The 16,014-nt window shown below is 69.1% G+C and carries 19 protein-coding genes; 7 read left to right on the forward strand and 12 right to left on the reverse strand.

The annotated features are described in order from the left end of the window. The first annotated feature begins 44 nt into the window (after window positions 1–44). Window positions 45–1,178, forward strand: a complete 1,134-nt coding sequence (locus G6N58_RS23850; protein ID WP_115281273.1) for a nitronate monooxygenase — start codon at window positions 45–47, stop codon at window positions 1,176–1,178. Between the two features lie 77 nt (window positions 1,179–1,255). On the opposite strand, the gene G6N58_RS23855 is transcribed toward G6N58_RS23850, so the two are convergent. After that, window positions 1,256–1,648 carry a hypothetical protein gene (locus tag G6N58_RS23855; RefSeq protein WP_115281272.1) on the reverse strand — a complete coding sequence of 131 codons (393 nt, stop codon included), beginning with the start codon at window positions 1,646–1,648 and terminating at the stop codon, window positions 1,256–1,258. 103 nt (window positions 1,649–1,751) lie between these two features. Here G6N58_RS23855 and G6N58_RS23860 point away from each other — a divergent pair, with 103 nt between their 5' ends. Next, the gene (locus G6N58_RS23860; RefSeq protein WP_163908373.1) at window positions 1,752–2,333 is read left to right on the forward strand and encodes a hypothetical protein; all 582 of its coding nucleotides are present in this window, start codon (window positions 1,752–1,754) and stop codon (window positions 2,331–2,333) included. On the opposite strand, the gene G6N58_RS23865 is transcribed toward G6N58_RS23860, so the two are convergent. Then, window positions 2,330–2,860 (reverse strand): hypothetical protein, encoded by a 531-nt coding sequence (locus G6N58_RS23865; protein ID WP_115281269.1) that lies wholly within the window; start codon window positions 2,858–2,860, stop codon window positions 2,330–2,332. The genes G6N58_RS23860 and G6N58_RS23865 overlap by 4 nt on opposite strands. 73 nt (window positions 2,861–2,933) lie before the next feature. After that, entirely contained in the window at window positions 2,934–3,548 is a 615-nt protein-coding gene (locus G6N58_RS23870) for a Pr6Pr family membrane protein (protein WP_163908375.1), read from the reverse strand. Window positions 3,549–3,705: 157 nt separating this feature from the next. Between G6N58_RS23870 and G6N58_RS23875 the strand changes: the two genes are divergently transcribed. After that, window positions 3,706–4,959 (forward strand): cytochrome P450, encoded by a 1,254-nt coding sequence (locus tag G6N58_RS23875; RefSeq protein ID WP_115281268.1) that lies wholly within the window; start codon window positions 3,706–3,708, stop codon window positions 4,957–4,959. Window position 4,960: 1 nt separating this feature from the next. On the opposite strand, the gene G6N58_RS23880 is transcribed toward G6N58_RS23875, so the two are convergent. From G6N58_RS23880 to G6N58_RS23890, 3 genes are all read right to left on the reverse strand, one after another. Further along, window positions 4,961–6,187 carry a DUF7159 family protein gene (locus G6N58_RS23880; protein WP_115281267.1) on the reverse strand — a complete coding sequence of 409 codons (1,227 nt, stop codon included), beginning with the start codon at window positions 6,185–6,187 and terminating at the stop codon, window positions 4,961–4,963. A 142-nt stretch (window positions 6,188–6,329) separates the two neighbouring features. Next, the gene (gene fdxA / locus G6N58_RS23885) at window positions 6,330–6,683 is read right to left on the reverse strand and encodes a ferredoxin (RefSeq protein ID WP_115281266.1); all 354 of its coding nucleotides are present in this window, start codon (window positions 6,681–6,683) and stop codon (window positions 6,330–6,332) included. Window positions 6,684–6,772: 89 nt separating this feature from the next. Further along, window positions 6,773–7,654 carry a TIGR03854 family LLM class F420-dependent oxidoreductase gene (locus G6N58_RS23890; protein WP_115281265.1) on the reverse strand — a complete coding sequence of 294 codons (882 nt, stop codon included), beginning with the start codon at window positions 7,652–7,654 and terminating at the stop codon, window positions 6,773–6,775. A 154-nt stretch (window positions 7,655–7,808) separates the two neighbouring features. Here G6N58_RS23890 and G6N58_RS23895 point away from each other — a divergent pair, with 154 nt between their 5' ends. After that, window positions 7,809–8,270 (forward strand): transglycosylase family protein, encoded by a 462-nt coding sequence (locus G6N58_RS23895; RefSeq protein WP_163908377.1) that lies wholly within the window; start codon window positions 7,809–7,811, stop codon window positions 8,268–8,270. Between the two features lie 106 nt (window positions 8,271–8,376). Further along, on the forward strand, window positions 8,377–9,657 hold the full coding sequence (locus G6N58_RS23900; RefSeq protein WP_115281264.1) for a cytochrome P450: 1,281 nt from the start codon (window positions 8,377–8,379) through the stop codon (window positions 9,655–9,657). Here the strand turns inward: G6N58_RS23900 and G6N58_RS23905 are convergent. Then, window positions 9,643–10,035, reverse strand: a complete 393-nt coding sequence (locus G6N58_RS23905) for a hypothetical protein (protein WP_115281263.1) — start codon at window positions 10,033–10,035, stop codon at window positions 9,643–9,645. The two genes, G6N58_RS23900 and G6N58_RS23905, sit on opposite strands and share 15 nt — an antisense overlap. Before the next feature lie 69 nt (window positions 10,036–10,104). On the opposite strand from G6N58_RS23905, the gene G6N58_RS23910 reads away from it, so the two are divergent. Continuing rightward, on the forward strand, window positions 10,105–11,421 hold the full coding sequence (locus tag G6N58_RS23910) for a cytochrome P450 (protein ID WP_115282111.1): 1,317 nt from the start codon (window positions 10,105–10,107) through the stop codon (window positions 11,419–11,421). Here G6N58_RS23910 and G6N58_RS23915 read toward each other — a convergent pair. The 3 genes from G6N58_RS23915 to G6N58_RS23925 all read right to left on the reverse strand — a co-directional run bounded on the left by G6N58_RS23915 (window position 11,418) and on the right by G6N58_RS23925 (window position 13,903). Next, on the reverse strand, window positions 11,418–11,837 hold the full coding sequence (locus tag G6N58_RS23915) for a hypothetical protein (protein ID WP_174904659.1): 420 nt from the start codon (window positions 11,835–11,837) through the stop codon (window positions 11,418–11,420). The two genes, G6N58_RS23910 and G6N58_RS23915, sit on opposite strands and share 4 nt — an antisense overlap. A gap of 92 nt (window positions 11,838–11,929) precedes the next feature. Beyond that, window positions 11,930–13,042 carry a glycosyltransferase gene (locus G6N58_RS23920; protein WP_115281262.1) on the reverse strand — a complete coding sequence of 371 codons (1,113 nt, stop codon included), beginning with the start codon at window positions 13,040–13,042 and terminating at the stop codon, window positions 11,930–11,932. A 75-nt stretch (window positions 13,043–13,117) separates the two neighbouring features. Continuing rightward, window positions 13,118–13,903 carry an acyl-CoA thioesterase gene (locus tag G6N58_RS23925; RefSeq protein WP_115282110.1) on the reverse strand — a complete coding sequence of 262 codons (786 nt, stop codon included), beginning with the start codon at window positions 13,901–13,903 and terminating at the stop codon, window positions 13,118–13,120. Window positions 13,904–13,932: 29 nt separating this feature from the next. Between G6N58_RS23925 and G6N58_RS23930 the strand changes: the two genes are divergently transcribed. Continuing rightward, window positions 13,933–14,286 (forward strand): hypothetical protein, encoded by a 354-nt coding sequence (locus tag G6N58_RS23930; protein ID WP_115281261.1) that lies wholly within the window; start codon window positions 13,933–13,935, stop codon window positions 14,284–14,286. Window positions 14,287–14,290: 4 nt separating this feature from the next. Here the strand turns inward: G6N58_RS23930 and G6N58_RS23935 are convergent, their stop codons facing one another. Then, entirely contained in the window at window positions 14,291–15,217 is a 927-nt protein-coding gene (locus G6N58_RS23935; protein ID WP_115282109.1) for a dienelactone hydrolase family protein, read from the reverse strand. A 28-nt stretch (window positions 15,218–15,245) separates the two neighbouring features. Continuing rightward, on the reverse strand, window positions 15,246–16,010 hold the full coding sequence (locus tag G6N58_RS23940; RefSeq protein WP_115282108.1) for a MerR family transcriptional regulator: 765 nt from the start codon (window positions 16,008–16,010) through the stop codon (window positions 15,246–15,248). Between the last annotated feature and the right edge of the window lie 4 nt (window positions 16,011–16,014).

Raw genomic sequence — 16,014 nt, forward strand, 5'->3', positions numbered from 1 at the left:
AGAACACGTTTCAGTTTTGTCCGCGTCTGCGCAAGGATTCCGGTATGCACACTCCCCTCTGTGACCAGCTGGGCATCGAGTTCCCGATCTTCGCTTTCACGCACTGCCGGGATGTGGTGGTGGCGGTGAGCAAGGCCGGCGGCTTCGGCGTCCTGGGTGCCGTGGGCTTCAGCCCCGAACAGCTCGAGATCGAATTGAAGTGGATCGACGAGAACATCGGCGACCACCCCTACGGCGTGGACATCGTGATCCCGAACAAATACGAAGGCTCCGACGCCGCGGACATGGACCCGGAAGTCCTGAAGAAGACGCTCAACGATCTGGTGCCGGACGAGCACATCGCCTTCGCCAAGAAGATCCTGTCCGATCACGGTGTGCCGGTGGAACACAGCGACGACGATGCGCTGCAACTGCTCGGCTGGACCGAGGCCACCGCCACCCCGCAGGTCGAGGTGGCGTTGCAGCACCCCAAGGTCACCATGATCGCCAACGCCCTGGGCACGCCCCCGGCGGACATGATCGCCCATATCCACGACGCCGGCCGCGTCGTGGCGGCGCTGTGCGGCTCGCCGTATCAGGCGCGCAAACACGCCGACGCCGGCGTCGACCTCATCATCGCCCAGGGTGGTGAGGCCGGCGGGCACTGCGGCGACATCGGCTCGATCGTGCTCTGGCCGCAGGTGGTCAAGGAGGTGGCCCCGATCCCGGTGCTGGCCGCGGGCGGTATCGGCAGCGGCCAGCAGATCGCCGCGGCGCTGGCCCTCGGTGCGCAGGGCGCCTGGACGGGTTCGCAGTGGGTGATGGTCGAGGAGTCCGAGCACACGCCGGTGCAGCACGCCGCCTACGCCAAGGCCACCAGCCGCGACACCGTGCGCAGCCGCTCGTTCACCGGCAAGCCCGCCCGGATGCTCAAGAACGACTGGACCGAGGCCTGGGAGAACCCGGAGAACCCGAAGCCGCTCGGAATGCCGTTGCAGTACATGGTCTCCGGCATGGCGGTGGCCGCCACCCACAAGTACCCGAACGAGTCCGTCGACGTGGCGTTCAACCCCGTCGGTCAGGTGGTCGGACAGTTCACCAAGGTGGAGAAAACCGCGACAGTGATCGAGCGCTGGGTGCAGGAGTACCTGGAGGCGACGGGCCGGCTGACCGACCTGAACGAGGCAGCGGGAGTCTAGATCTGATCCACGTTGACACTGCGTTCACCGCGACCGCCACTCGCACTTCCTCGCGGTGGCCGCAGCGTCAACGGAGCTCAGGCGTAGAAGTCCTGCTGCCAGCCGCGGGACTCGGTGCACTCCAGGGCCAGGCCGTCGACGGTCTGGGCCGCCGCACTGCGGTAGTTGGGACAGGGCGCGCCGATCTCCTGCACGCCGTACAGCGGCGGTGAGTACACCCAGAAGCCGGTGTACTTCGGCGGCCACTGGTTCGGGATGTAGTGGCAGGCGTAGGTCTGGCCGTTGGGGTTGCGGCCGAAGATGAACCGCTCCCAGCTGTGGCACGCGTAGGTGACCTGGACGTCGGGCCCGAACACCATGTTCGGCACATCGGCCATCGTGATGCCGGGGTCGTTGGGGACCGCACCGGCAATGGGGGCCGCGACCACGCCGAGGGCCGCGACCACGGCGGCGATGCTCAGTCCTCGCATCCGCCGAGCCTAGACCGGGCGTCGTGGCCCACCCGCCGATTCGCCGATCTTTTGCGAAACACGGCGGCGATGAACACGGAGTTGGGCGGCCGGGGTGGTTTGCTTGGTTGACCATCCACGGGAGGAAGCCATCGCCATGCCCACCGGCCGTCAACTGCTGGCATCAACCGGAGCAGCCGCTGCCCTCACCGCGGCGGTCCTGCTGCCCGGGACCGCGACCGCGGAGCCGACCATCACCAGTGACGAACAGGGATACGTCGGCACCAACGCCCATTGCGACGCCACACAGCTGGCGGTCGCCTACGGCCGGACCACCCGCTCCCTGGTGGCCATCTGCACCCTGCCGTCCGGGGGGTATGAGTACCGCGGCGTGCGCCTGAGCGACGAGGCCGGCCTCAAGGCCGCCGCCAAGGCGGTCGACGGCGGCTTCGAGGTGGAGAACGACGGAGCGACGTACTCGGTGACACCGCAGCAGCTGCTGGTGACCGCCGAGGACGGCAAGGTGGTCTACCGCGACACCTGGGTGGAATACGAGCAGCCGCGGTTCACCGCCGAAGGCACGTCACCCTCGACGTCCTCCACCTCGTCTGCGCCGACGTCCACGTCCTCGGCCACATCCACGGCCACATCCGCGATCCCGACCGCGACCGTGACGGTCACGGTGACCGCCGAACCGACCGGTTAAGCGGGAGGCGCGGGTAACGGGGCAGGCGCGGCCATCGGGTCGACCGGCAGCGCGGCGGGCGCCGGCGGCAGCGGAGCCTGGGGTCCGGCGGGCATGCCCATCGGCGGCGGCGTGTTCGCGGTCATCGGCCGCTGGGTCAGCAACAGCACGGCATCGGCCTTGCTGACCTCTTGGGTCTGCACCGCGTGCCACAGTTCACGCAGGTAGGACATCCCGCTGCTCTGCTGCGGACCGGTGGGGGTCAGGCTGGCACCCGGTGGCAGGTTCTCGGGGCTGGACAGGTGCGAGACCGGTGCCGGCGGGGCCAGCGGATCCACGACGGGCGCGGCAAGCGCAGCTGGGGCACCGGGGGCCGGGGCCGGGGCCGGGGCCGGAGCGGGGGCGACGATGCCGGGCGCCGGCGCCGGCGTAGGTGGCACCGGCATGGGCTCGGCCGATGCCGAGGGGGCTGCGCTGAGAAGAGCGGCCGCGCCGAGCGCACCGAGAGCCGCTGACCATGCTGCACTGCGTGTGTGGATCCGCACCATGCCATGTGATTCTGCCAAGCGGACGGTTTTGTTACATCCCCCGAAACGATTTCTCATCAGGGGCACATCTGGCTCAGACCCGGATCTTGACGGCCGCGCGCCCCACCAGGGACAGCAGGTAGCCGAGGCCGACGAATCCGGCGGCCAGGATCGAGACGTTGACGGCCACCTCCGCGGCGCCGATGCGCCCGGCGTCCAGGAAGTAGTACGGCGCGCGACGGCCCAGGTTGTTGAGCACCACCACCGCCAGGCCCAGATAGGCGGCGGGGTAAGCCAGCCACGCCAGCGGCTGCCACCACCGCACCCGACTCTGGCTGTGCCCCACCAGCAACCAGTCCACGAACGCCAGCGCCGGCACCACCACATGCAGCAGGAAGTTCGCCGGGGTGTACCCGGCACTCATCTCCACCAGGTACAGGTTCCAGACCACACCGGCCACCACGACGTAGAGCACCACCGCGCCGCGCAGCCCGACCCGCTGGTCGGCGCGCGGATTCACCAGCGTCCACGCGTAATAGATCGCGGCCAGCAGGTTGGCCTGGTAGGTGAAGGTCACGAACCGCCACAGCACCCCGGACCGGGATTGGGACTCGACGTACACCATGGCGGCCAGCACAGCGACGATGATCGCCGTGCGCAGCACCACCCGGGCGGTCCGGCGATCGGGGAACTGGGCGGTCTCTGTCACGTCAGGACAAACTCCGGACTGCGCCAATCGGTTCCCGCGCACTGTCGAGAACACGTTTCAGTTCAGTTTTCGCCAACCGGCCACGATGCGCGGATCTGCGGTGTACCAATGCCTTACACGGCCCCGCGTCACACAGACCATCTCAGGAGAGCGCACCATGGCGACCCCGAACCTGCCGCCCGGCTTCGACTTCACCGATCCCGACCTGAACAGGGAACGCCTGCCGATCGACGAGCTGGCGCATCTGCGCCGCGTCGCGCCGATCTGGTGGAACGAGCAACCCGATGGAATAGGAGGGTTCGACGACGGTGGCTACTGGGTGGTCACCAAACACAAGGATGTCAAGGAGATCTCACGGCGCAGCGACGTGTTCTCCAGCCTGGCCAAGACTGCACTCCCCCGGTACCCGAAGGGCTCCACGGGCGAACAGATCGAAACCGGGAAGTACGTGCTGCTGAACATGGACGCGCCGCACCACACCCACCTGCGCAAGATCATCTCCCGCGGATTCACCCCGCGCGCAGTCGAGCGGTTGCGCGACGACCTGCACGCCCGGGCGCGGGACATCGTGGCCAAGGCCGCCGCGGAGGGGTCCGGCGACTTCGTCGAACAGGTGGCCTGTGAGCTGCCCTTGCAGGCCATCGCCGGGCTGATCGGCATCCCGGTCGAGGATCGCAAGAAGATCTTCGACTGGTCCAATCAGATGGTCGCCGACGACGATCCCGAGTTCGCCCACCACGATGGCCGCAACTCCGCGATGGAACTCATCATGTACGCCATGCAGCTCGCGGCCCTGCGCGCCGAGGAGCCCGGCGAGGACATCGTCACCAAGCTCATCGAGGCCGACGTCGACGGCCACAAGCTCTCCGACGACGAGTTCGGGTTCTTCATGGTGCTGCTGGCCGTCGCGGGCAACGAGACCACCCGCAACTCGATCACCCACGGGATGATCGCGTTCACCGAACACCCGGAGCAATGGGAGCTCTACAAGCGGGAACGGCCGGCCACCACCGCGGACGAGATCGTGCGGTGGGCCACCCCGGTCACCTCGTTCCAGCGCACCGCGCTGCAGGACACCGAGCTCTCCGGCGTGCCGATCCGCGCGGGGCAGCGGGTGGTGATGTCCTACCGATCGGCCAACTTCGACGAAGAGGTGTTCACCGACCCGTTCCGCTTCGACATCCAGCGCAACCCCAACCCCCACGTCGGGTTCGGCGGCACCGGGGCGCACTACTGTGTCGGCGCCAACCTGGCGAAGATGACCATCGACCTGATCTTCGGCGCCATCGCCGATCAGATGCCGGACCTGACGCCGCTGGGGACGCCGGAACGGTTGCGCTCGGGCTGGCTCAACGGCATCAAGCACTGGCAGGTGGATTACACCGGCAAGCGCGCGACCGCGCTGGTCTGACTCAGCCCGGCGGGATCGGCACGCCCGGCGGCGGCACCGCCCCGGGCGAGACCTGCCATTCGGGCCCGTCGGGACCCGGCTTGAGCTTGTCCTTGAACCGCTCCCACAGGCTGCGGCGTTCCGGCACCACCGGCGACTGGTACAGCGGGGGCGGCGGCGGTGTGAACACCGACGCCGGCGGTGGGGCAGGTGCCTCCGGGACGTATTCGGGCACGTACTCCGGGACGTATTCGGGGGCAGCGGCCTCCGGGGGCGGGGGCGGCGGCAACGCCTCGACCGGCGGCAGGACCTGTTCGGCGACGACGGGGGCGACGGCGGGCGGGGCCGGCGCCTCGGCCGGTGGGGCGGCAGGCGCCGGCGGCGTCGGGCGGGCCTGCGGAACCGCGCGGGTCTGCTGCACCTTCTCCACCGAGGCCGTCGGCACGGGATCCGGCGCGAGCTGATTTCCCACGGCGACCGACAGCGACACCACAAAGGTGACAGCTCCGGCGACCAGCAGAGTCAGGGGGGCGGTGACCGGATTGCGCCGCTGGGTGGTGGGCAGCACCGGCACGTCGAAGTCGAAGGGCCCACCGCCGCCGAAGGACACCGCGCCGTCGTCGGCAGAGGCTAGCGCGGCGCCGTGGGCCAGCGCCAGCTCAGCTTCGGGAGGATTGAAGACCGGCAGCTCCAGCTCGGCTTCCAGGGTGGTTGCGGTGTCACGCAGTCCGGGCACCGATCCGACCATGAAGAGGCCTTCGGGCCGCGCGTCCTGCGCCAGCGCCGTGCCCACCCAGTCGATCAGGGCGCCCTCGGTGTCGATGGCGTGGCTGATCAGCACATCCACCGACTCCTCGCCGGCGTCGACCACCGCGAGCGCCGCGGTGTCGGGCTCCACCACACAGAGCGCGGTGCGCTGGTAGCCGATGACCCGGCCGATGCTGGTGGCCAATGCCTCGACCGCCTCGGACAACGGAACCGCACTGACCCCGGTGAGGCCGGCGCGCGCCATCGCATCGAGCACCACCGACGCCTCCAGTTCGGCGTCGTCGCTCCAGGTGACGCCGATGGACGCCACGAACTGATCGTCGGCCTCGGCCTCGTCCCGGGCTTGCTTCAGCGCAGACCCGACCTCGTCGAAGACGTCGTATTCGTCGTGGTCGAGGGTGGCGCCGTCGGCGCAGCGTCCTTCGACCAGCACGGACCGGACGTTGGTCGGGGTCACCGACACGCCGAGCACCGTGTCCATCACATGCAGCTCCCTTCGTGCCCGGGCCGCATGGGAGAGAACAGACCCGGGGTGGCGGAGCCGTGCAACGCCCCGCGCAGGGGCCTCCGACGAGACCCCCGCCAATTCTCTACCTCATCGACGGCCCGAATGCGAGCCGGGATCAGTGCGCAGGGATGTTCCTGGCGGGCATGGCCGCGATCAGCGGGGTGTCGACACCCACTGCACCCAAGGTCGCGGCTCCGCCCGGCTCGCCGAGGGCCGCCGCCCGGCCGGGCAGGACCTCCGCGAAGAAGGCGGCGTTGTCCTGCAGGTGCGCGAGTTCGGAGTCGGGTAGGTCGGTCTCGTAGTAGATGGCGTCCACGCGGCAGGCGATCCGGCAGGCGCCGCAGTCCACACATTCGACCGGGTTGATGTAGAGCGAGCGCAGCCCTTCGTAGATGCAGTCCGCCGGGCACTCCTGCACGCAGGACTTGTCCATCACGTCGACACACTCGGATCCGATCACGTACGTCATGGACACGACGGTAGGAACTCGCCGGGCGTTGCGCGGCCGCCGAAGGTCCCCGTTCGGTGAGACCTTGGTCCTCTCGGTTCTGGGTCCTCTCAGTTCTGCCGGGGCAGCAGCTCGTCGGCAAACCGCGCGACGAACCTCTCGGTGTCGCCCGTACCGGCGCGGATGACGAACTTGGTCAGACCGGCCTCCAGGTAGCCGTCCAGCTGCCGGTGCAGGGCGGCCCAATCGGCGGCCACCAACTCGGACGGGTCGACGTCGGGCCGGCGGGACCGGATGGCGGCGGCCAGCCGGTCGGGCAGGGCGCCGTCGAGCACGGTGAGGCTGATGCCGAAGTGATCCGGCTCGATTTCGCGTCCGGCGAGCTGCGCCTCGTGCTCGATGGCTTGTCGGGCCCGGCCGGCCTCGGCCGGGGTCAGGAAGCTACCCAGCCATCCGTCGGCCAGGCGCCCGATGCGCCGGAACGCTGCGGGCGCCGACCCGCCCAGCCACAGGTCCATGGGCGCGGCGGGCAGGGCTCCCACGGCGGCGCCGGTGACGGTGAAGAACTCCCCCGCAAAATCCACCGACCTCTCGGTCAACAGGGCACGCACCAGGCGCAGGGATTCGTCGAACACGGCAGCCCGACGGCCGTCAGGCACCGTGAAGACATCCCGCTCGGCGGGGGTGGCCGAGCGCAGCCCGAATGCGGGCAGTACCCGCTTGGGGCCGAGGCTGGCCAGCGACGCCAGCTGTTTGGCCACCAGCACCGGATGGCGCCCGCCGGGCAGCACCGCCACCGAGGTACCGACCTTGAGTTCGGTGGTGCGGGCCAGGGCGGTTGCCATTCCGATGAAGGGGTCGACGGCATCGGAGTACACCAGCTCGGAGAACCACAGCGAATCGATGCCGGCGGCCTCGAGCGCGTCGACGACGGCGGGCAACCGGGCCGCCGGGGTTTCCGGACCGAGGCCGATTCCGAAACGAATTTTCATGAGGCTCTCCGATGCAGATATGGGTGTTATTGAATTACACTAATGTGACTCGTGATATTCCTGAGATGGCATTAAAGTTATGTGACTGAAATAAACTTCTGTGGCGGGGATTAAAGTTTGTTTCTGGAGTAACGCGTGCGTCAAGAGTTACGAAATGCCCATCATGAAGATCGTCGGGAAACTCTTCGCGCTGGCTGCCTTCACCGGTGCTCTGCTCTACGGGATGTTGGCACTGTCCTCCGGCACTGCCAACGCCGACAGCGTCAACTGGGACGCCATCGCCGCGTGCGAGTCCGGCGGCAACTGGAACATCAACACCGGCAACGGCCACTACGGCGGCCTGCAGTTCAAGCCGGCCACCTGGCAGGCCAACGGCGGTGTCGGGCATCCCGCGCAGGCCAGCCGCGCCGAACAGATCCGCGTCGCCGAGAACGTGTTGGCCACCCAGGGGCTCAAGGCATGGCCCACGTGCGGCGCCAAGGCAGGCACCCCCTACACCGCGGTCCGCAACACCCTGACCCCCGCGGCGCCCGCCCCGGCAGTGCGCCAACCCGGCGATTACATCCGGGCCACCATCAATGAAATCGTCGCGCTCATTCCGCTGCAGGGCCGCTGACCGCCGTATCACAAACCGACAAATTCGTTCCTGCGCAGCTATTTCCGACAGTACTGGAATTACATTCTGATATCGATCCCCGCGCCGGCCAGTAGGCTCGGTCGGCATGGGAATCGCCTCGCGTACCAACGGTGCTCCACCGCCACATGTGCCGCTGGACGACATCGATCTGGGCACGTGGGAATTCTGGGCCGGCGACGACGACGCCCGCGACGCTGCCTTCGCGACACTGCGCCGGGAATCCCCCATCGCCTACTTCCGCGAGCACATCAATCCCGACGGCCGCGGATTCTGGGCCTTCACCACCTACGATGACGTGCACTTCGCCAGCAGACACCCCGATCTGTTCAGCTCGGCGGCCGGCATCACCATCGGTGACCAGACCCCGGAACTGGCCGAGTATTTCGGCTCGATGATCGCCCTCGACGATCCCCGCCACCAGCGGCTGCGCTCCATCGTCAGCCGCGCCTTCACCCCGAAAGTGGTGGCTCGCATCGAAGAATCGGTGCGCGACCGCGCCCGCCGGCTGGTGGCCGGCATGATCGAACGACACCCCGACGGCAACGCCGATCTGGTCACCGAATTGGCCGGGCCGCTGCCCCTGCAGATCATCTGCGACATGATGGGCATCCCGGAGGCCGACCACGACCGGGTCTTCGCCTGGACCAACATCATCCTGGGCTTCGGCGACCCGGACCTCACCACCGACTTCGACGAGTTCGCCCGCGTGGCAATGGAAATCGGAGCCTACGCGCATGCCCTCGCTGAGGACCGCCGCACCGATCCGGGACAGGACCTGACCACCAGCCTGGTCCAAGCCGAGGTCGACGGTGAGCAGTTGACCTCCGCCGAAGTGGCGTCGTTCTTCATCCTGCTGGCCGTGGCGGGCAACGAGACCACGCGAAACGCGATCAGTCACGGGGTGCTGGCACTGTCCCGGCATCCCGATCAGCGCCGACAATGGTGGGCCGATTTCGACGCCGTCGCTCCCACCGCGGTCGAGGAGATCGTCCGCTGGGCCTCGCCGGTGGCCTACATGCGCCGCACCGTCACCCGCGACATCGAGCGCAACGGCGTCCGATTGGTCGAGGGCGACAAGGTGACGCTGTGGTACGGCTCGGCCAACCGGGACGAGCAGAAGTTCGACGATCCATGGCGTTTCGACGTCCGCCGAGACCCCAATCCGCATCTGGGCTACGGCGGCGGCGGAGTGCACTTCTGCCTGGGCGCCAACCTGGCCCGCCGCGAGATCCGGGTGGTGTTCGAGGAACTGCACCGGCAGATGCCGGACGTCACCGCCACCGAGGAACCCGACCGGCTGCTGTCGGCCTTCATCCACGGCATCAAGAAGCTGCCGGTCAGCTGGACGGTCTCAGAGCACCGCTGACTTAGGCCCCAGCGAGGAGCAGAACGACGTCGGCGGCGTGGTGGTTGCCGCGCAGCCGCGGCCGCTGACGGTGTAGGTGAGCCCGGGGACGTAGGGCGACAGGTACACCTGTGCCGTCACGTTGCCGTTGGAATTGTTGCAGCGGCCCACCTTGCCGGGGGTGGACAGGCAGGCCTGCAGCACCGTGGTCACCGCCGCCGGGCACGCGGCGGGTTGCATGGTGGCGGTGACCATCGGAGTCCCCGCGACATCAACGACATAGGGCGCGCTGAGCGTGTACGCACACTCTGTCGGCGCAGCCGGTTGTGCCGCCGCCGGCACACCGGAGAACATGCCCGCCGCCAGCACCGCGGCCACTGCCGCACCACGCCGCATCATGCACGGAGCCTATACCGGGACGTCCCGGGTGCTGGCGGCTTCGGCCACGCCGTGCGTAGCGTGGAGCGCGTGAAGCAACGGCTGCACTGGTTGGCGATGCACGGCGTGGTGCGGGTGGTGGCGGGAATGGCCGCCCGCCGCGGCGATCCGCAGGGGCGGTTGGTGGCCGATCCCGCCGTCCGGGCCGACCCCGTGCCCTTCTACGACGAACTGCGGGCGCACGGGCCGCTGGTGCCCTGCCGGGTGAGTTACCTGACCGTGGATCACGCTCTGGCACATCAGCTTCTGCGCTCCGACGACTTCCGGGTGATCGTGCTGGGCGCCAACCTGCCCGCTCCGCTGCGCCGCCTGGAACGCCGTACCCGGTCCGGGATGCTGCACCCGCTGCGGCCGCCGTCGCTGCTGGCCGTGGAACCGCCGGAGCACACCCGCTACCGCAAAACGGTGTCCTCGGTGTTCACCACGCGCGCGGTGGGCGCACTGCGGGAACGTGTGCAGCAGACCGCCGATGCCCTGCTCGATGACCTGGCTGCGGATTCCTCGGCGCCCGTCGACATCGTGGAACGGTACTGCGCTCAACTGCCCGTCGCCGTGATCAGCGACATCCTGGGAGTGCCCGCACAGGACCGCGGCGCCGTTCTGCGCTTCGGTGAGTACGCCGCGCCCAGCCTGGACATCGGGCTCACCTGGAAGCAGTACCGGCAGGTGGAAGAAGGCCTGGCCGGGTTCAACACCTGGCTGAGCGAGCATCTGCAGCGGCTGCGCCGCGAGCCGGGCGACAATTTGATGAGCGACCTGATCCGGGCCTCGGACGCTGAGGCAGCGCTCTCCGAGGAGGAACTGCGTGCGGTCGCGGGTCTGGTGCTGGCGGCCGGCTTCGAGACAACGGTGAACCTGTTGGGCAACGGTATCCGGCTGCTGATCGACCATCCGGAGCAACTCGCGCTGCTGCGGGAACAGCCTGAGCACTGGTCCACCGCCGTCGAAGAGGTGCTGCGGCTGGACTCCCCTGTTCAGCTGAGCGCGCGAGTCGCATTACGCGACACCGATGTCGCCGGGACCGAGGTCAAGCGCGGCGAGATGGTGGTCATCTACCTGGCCGGCGCCAACCGCGATCCGGCCGTGTTCGAGGATCCGCACCGGTTCGACGTCACCCGCCCCAACGCGGGCAAGCACCTGTCCTTCTCCGGGGGCCGGCACTTCTGCCTGGGCGCCGCGCTGGCCCGCGCCGAGGGTGAGGTGGGTCTGTCGGCGTTCTTCACCCGCTTCCCCGAGGTGGCCGCCGCCGCGGCAGGAACGCGCAGGGATACCCGAGTGCTGCGCGGCTGGGCCTCGCTGCCGGTACAGCTCGGACCCGCCCGCGCGCGTGCTGCCGTGACGGACTAACGCACGTCGGTCTGGTGGGGCGCCTGCGTCTGCTGCGGAGTCACGGTGTCCTGGGCAACGGCGTCGGTGTCCTTGACCCGGGGATCGATGGAGTCGGCGTGCGCACGTCGCTGGTCGAGGTCTTCCTGTGACGACGCCACCGCGCTGCGGTGCACATCGGCACGGTCGGCCAGCCGCTTGGCCTCGGCGGCTTTGGCTTCCGCTTCCGCCTGTGCGGCACGGGCTTTGGCTGCAGTTTCCTCAGCGAGCGCTTCGCGCCGACGCACCTGGACACTCTCCTGCTCGACGTCCTCGCGGATCTGTTCGGCCTTGCCGTGCAGTGCCTTGTTGCGCCTGCTGCGGCCCAGGATGATCACAGCCGCCAGGATCAGCAGCAGCGCGACGACGGCGACGACGATCCACCCGGTGGTGTTCATCTCGGTACCTCTTTCGCTCGGTCGGCGGGCCGGAACGGGTACGGCCCCGTCAATACGGCGGGTTGCCCCGATCGACCTTTGCCAAACCGAGGTCAGGGCCGGCCGGCTCCGAGCGCCTCGAGCATGCCTTGGGCCGACCCCGGCCAGGTGAACCGTTCGGCCTGGCGGCGGGCGGCTGTGCGGCGCTGACCCTCCGGCCTGCCCAGGACTTCACCCACCGCCACGGCAATGGCGTGCGGATCGTTGTCGGCCCAGGCGCCGCTGTCGGTGGTGAGCACCTCGGTCAACGCCGAGGTCCGCGACACCACCGCCGGCGTCCCGCAGGCCAGCGCCTCCAGCGCCGCCAGCCCGAACGTCTCGTGCGGCCCCGGCGCCAGCGCGATGTCCGCTGTGGCCAGATGGGCCGCCACCGTCTCGCGGCGGTCGATGAAACCGGTGAAGTGCACCGGCAGCCGGGCGGCATGGCGCTGCAACCGCGGCCGCAGCGGGCCGTCACCGATGATCACCAGGCGCGCGTCCACACCTGAATCCCTCAGTGCGGCAAGGGTATCGATACTGCGATCGGCCCGCTTCTCGATGGACAGCCGGCCGCAGTGCACCAACAGCAGCTGCCCCGGGTCCGTCCACTGCCGGCGCACCGCCGCGCAGTACCGGCGCGGGTGGAACAGCTCGAGGTCCACGCCCAGCGGCACGGTGGCCACATTGGTGGCGCCGATCCGGTCGAACTCTTCGCGGGCGAATGCCGTGGTGCACAGAACCGTGTCGTAGTCGGCGGCGGTGCGCCGGTTGGCGATGTCGGCGGCGCGGCGGGCGATCGGTTCGGGTAGGAGCTGCCCGGTGAGCCGGTCGAGGCGTTCGTGGGAGATCATCACGGTGGTGACGCCGCGGCGGCTGCCCCAGCGGCCCAGGCTGCGCAGGGTGAACCGGTCGGACACCTCGATGGCGTCGGGCGCCAGCTGCTCCAGCAGCGTCGTCACCGGCCCCGGCATGACGGCGCGGTAGCCGCCGGTGAAGGGAATGCGCGGCGCGGGAACGCTCACGCGCACCACACCGGAGGCCAGTTCGGTACGTCCCGCCTGCGGCCCGGGCACGATCAGGTAGACCTCGTGACCGGCGGCGTGATACTCGGCACCCAGCCGGTCGACCGCGGTGCGCAATCCTCCGGATCGCGGCCCGTAGAAGTTGGCCACCTGGACGACCCGCATACCTGCATTCCAGCGGTCCGGTGTGTGCGGTCAACAACGCCGCCTCGGCCACTGGATGAATCTCCGGTGAACACGTCAGCGGGCCGGTGGGAAGTACACCTCCTGTGCGGTCGAGCACACCAGCGCACCGTCGCGGGTGAACATCCGTCCGGTGGTCAGTGCGCGGCGGTGCGCGCCGCTGGCGCAATCCTGTTCGTAGTACACCCAATTCGCCAGATCTGCCGTGCCGTGCCACCAGACGGAATGGTCCAGCATCGGCGCGATGGAGACCGGTTCGGCGCCGCGGCGGGCGAGCACCGCCGCCTCGACCAGGGTGACCGCCGACAGGTAGGCCACCAGCACCCTGCCCAGCACAGGGTCGCCGGGCACGTCGCCATCGGGGCGCCACCACAGCCCCGGCCCGCCCGGCACGTCGCGGCGATCGAACCATTCCAGGCTGGACCAGACGCCGGGCCGCACGGTGGCGGGCAGCGAGTCCGGTTGCAAAACAGCAGGCATCACCGGTTGGTGCGCCGGGTCCTCGGCTGCCGCCCGGCTGAACGACACCGTGGACTCCATCAGAATGGCGCCGTTCTGGCGGGCTGTGGTCCGCCGGGTGGAGAAGGTGCCGCCGTCATGCAGAGCGCTGACGTCGAACTCGACAGGTTTGCGGGCATCTCCGCTGCGCAGGAACTGGGCGTGCAGGCTGCGCGCGGTGCGCTCGGCGGGCACGGTCTGCGCGGCCGCCAGCAACGCCTGGGCGCCGATGTGGCCGCCGAGGATGTGGTGGTCCGGACCGTCGAGCTGAGCCCCGACGAACAGATTCTGGTTGACTTGATCGAGTGCGAGGGTCGACAACACCTCGGGCAGCGTGGAACTCATCTCGGGCATCATGCAACAGGAGGTTTCCCATGGCGTTCGGCGGGCCGATCCGTCCCCTTGTCTCCACGATCAACTCCGGGGTCACCGCGTTGACGCGGGTCCCCGTTCTGGGCCCGGTGATGCGTAAGTCCTTCACCGAGATCAGCTACACCGGGCGCAAGTCCGGCAAGCGGTTCACCCTGCCGGTCAACTACCGACGCCGGGGCGACACCGTGACCATCTGGGTGGGCATGGCAGACCAGAAGAGCTGGTGGCGCAACTTCTCCGGCGCTGGTGCGCCGTTGACCGTGCACCTGCCCGACGGTGACCGGGCCGGCCTGGGCGTGGCCGCGCGCGATGCCAAGGGCCGGGTGTCGGTGACAGTGACGCTGGACCCGCTCTGAGTTTCTACAGGTACTGCTCGAACCAGTCCTGCATGCGCGTCCAGGCGTCCACCGCGGCCACCGCGTTGTAGCGCTCGCCGGTGTCGTTGAAGAACGCATGATCGGCACCGGGCTCGATGATCACGTCGTGGGGCATACCTGCGGCGTCCAGGGCGGCTGACGCGGCCGGTTCGGTGGCGTTGACCCGGTTGTCGAGCGCGCCGTAGAACGCCAGTACTGCGACGTCGGCGGATCCGCTGAAGTCCGGGTTGTCGGGTGTGGGCCCGTAGAACGGCACGGCCGCGGCCAGCTCCGGCGCGCCCGCGTCCAGCAGGCGCCACACCAGCCCACCGCCCATGCAGAACCCGACCGCCGCCAGCTTCTGCCCAGGGGACCGGCTGGCCAGTTCGGTGAGACCGGAGCGGATGTCGGCGATCATCGTCTCCGGGGGGATGTTGCCCAGGGCTGCGGTGGCCTCGGCGGGATCGCTGAACGTGGCGGTGCCACCCTGGCCGGACAGCAGGTCGATCGCCAGTGCCGAGTAGCCGGCGCCGGCGAGACGGCCCACCACCGATCGGGTCCAGTCGTTGAGTCCCTTGTTCTCGTGGATCACCAGGACTGCACCTTCCGGCGCATCGGCCGCCGCCCACGCGCCCTGGAGTTCGCCCCCCGGCCCGGCCCAGGTGATCGGGCTGGTCGGCAGCGCCTGGGCCATGCCCGGTGGCGGCTCGGTGCTGGTCGTGGTGGGCGCGGGCGCCGGCGGCTGCGTCTCGTCGGCCTCCTCGCCCGCCTGGTAGGCGCGTTCGTCACTGCAGGACGCGATCAGCGCAGAGGCCGCCGCCGCCGACATGCCGAGCAGACCCAGGCGGCGCACCGCCTCGCGGCGGGACAGCAGGCCGTCGAGGTGGTCGGTGGCGATCTCTTCGGCGATGTAACGCTGCAACGAGGTCATGGTGTCCACCGTAGGCCCCGAAGCGGACTCAACCGGAGGCTTCTGCTGCAGTCTCGTCGTGTTGCTGTGTGTACTGCCGCAGTTGGGCACGCGTCGCACGGTCGAGTGCCCGGTCCATGCTGGCGTGAGCACGGCGCCGGGCCACCTTGCGCATCACGTCGACGAGATCGGCCGCCCAGGCGAACTCGGCGTCATCGTCCGGGTACCAGCCGGCGCCGCGTTGTCGGACCACCTCGGCATGTGCGGCTGCCGACAGCAGGTGGGCCGCCTCGTCGAGTTTCTGGTCGACCGCTCCGGTGGTGGCCAGGATGGCCGACAACGGCATCTGGCGTGCGGCCAGTTCGGCGAAGTCGTCGATCAGGCCACGATCGCGAACGAGATACGACTGCCCGTCGTCGGTGGGTTCGACGATGTCGCCGGCGATCAATTGCTGCACGGTCTCTTCCGACAGCGGACCCAAACGAGTTTCCAGTTGCGCCCGCGTCATGGTGAGTGGCTTCGCGCGCGAGAACGGTTCGGTCACCAGTTCACCGAGATCGGTGAGGTCGAGCACCTCGGCGAGGCCCTGACCGCGCTGCACTCCGGTGATGAACTTCAGGATGTGCTTGACGGTGAAGCCCTGGCCGAGTAACCGGACGACCGCCAGCAACCGGGTCAGATGCTCGTCGGTGTAGATGGCGGCGCGTCCGCGGCGCTGGGGTCGAGGCAGCAGACCGTTGTCGAGGTAGACGCGGACGTTGCGGGTCGTCGTCCCCGCCTCCCGCGCGAGGTCGTCGATCCGGTATTCGGTCACCATC

Source organism: Mycolicibacterium tokaiense (assembly GCF_010725885.1).
Lineage (GTDB): Bacteria > Actinomycetota > Actinomycetes > Mycobacteriales > Mycobacteriaceae > Mycobacterium > Mycobacterium tokaiense.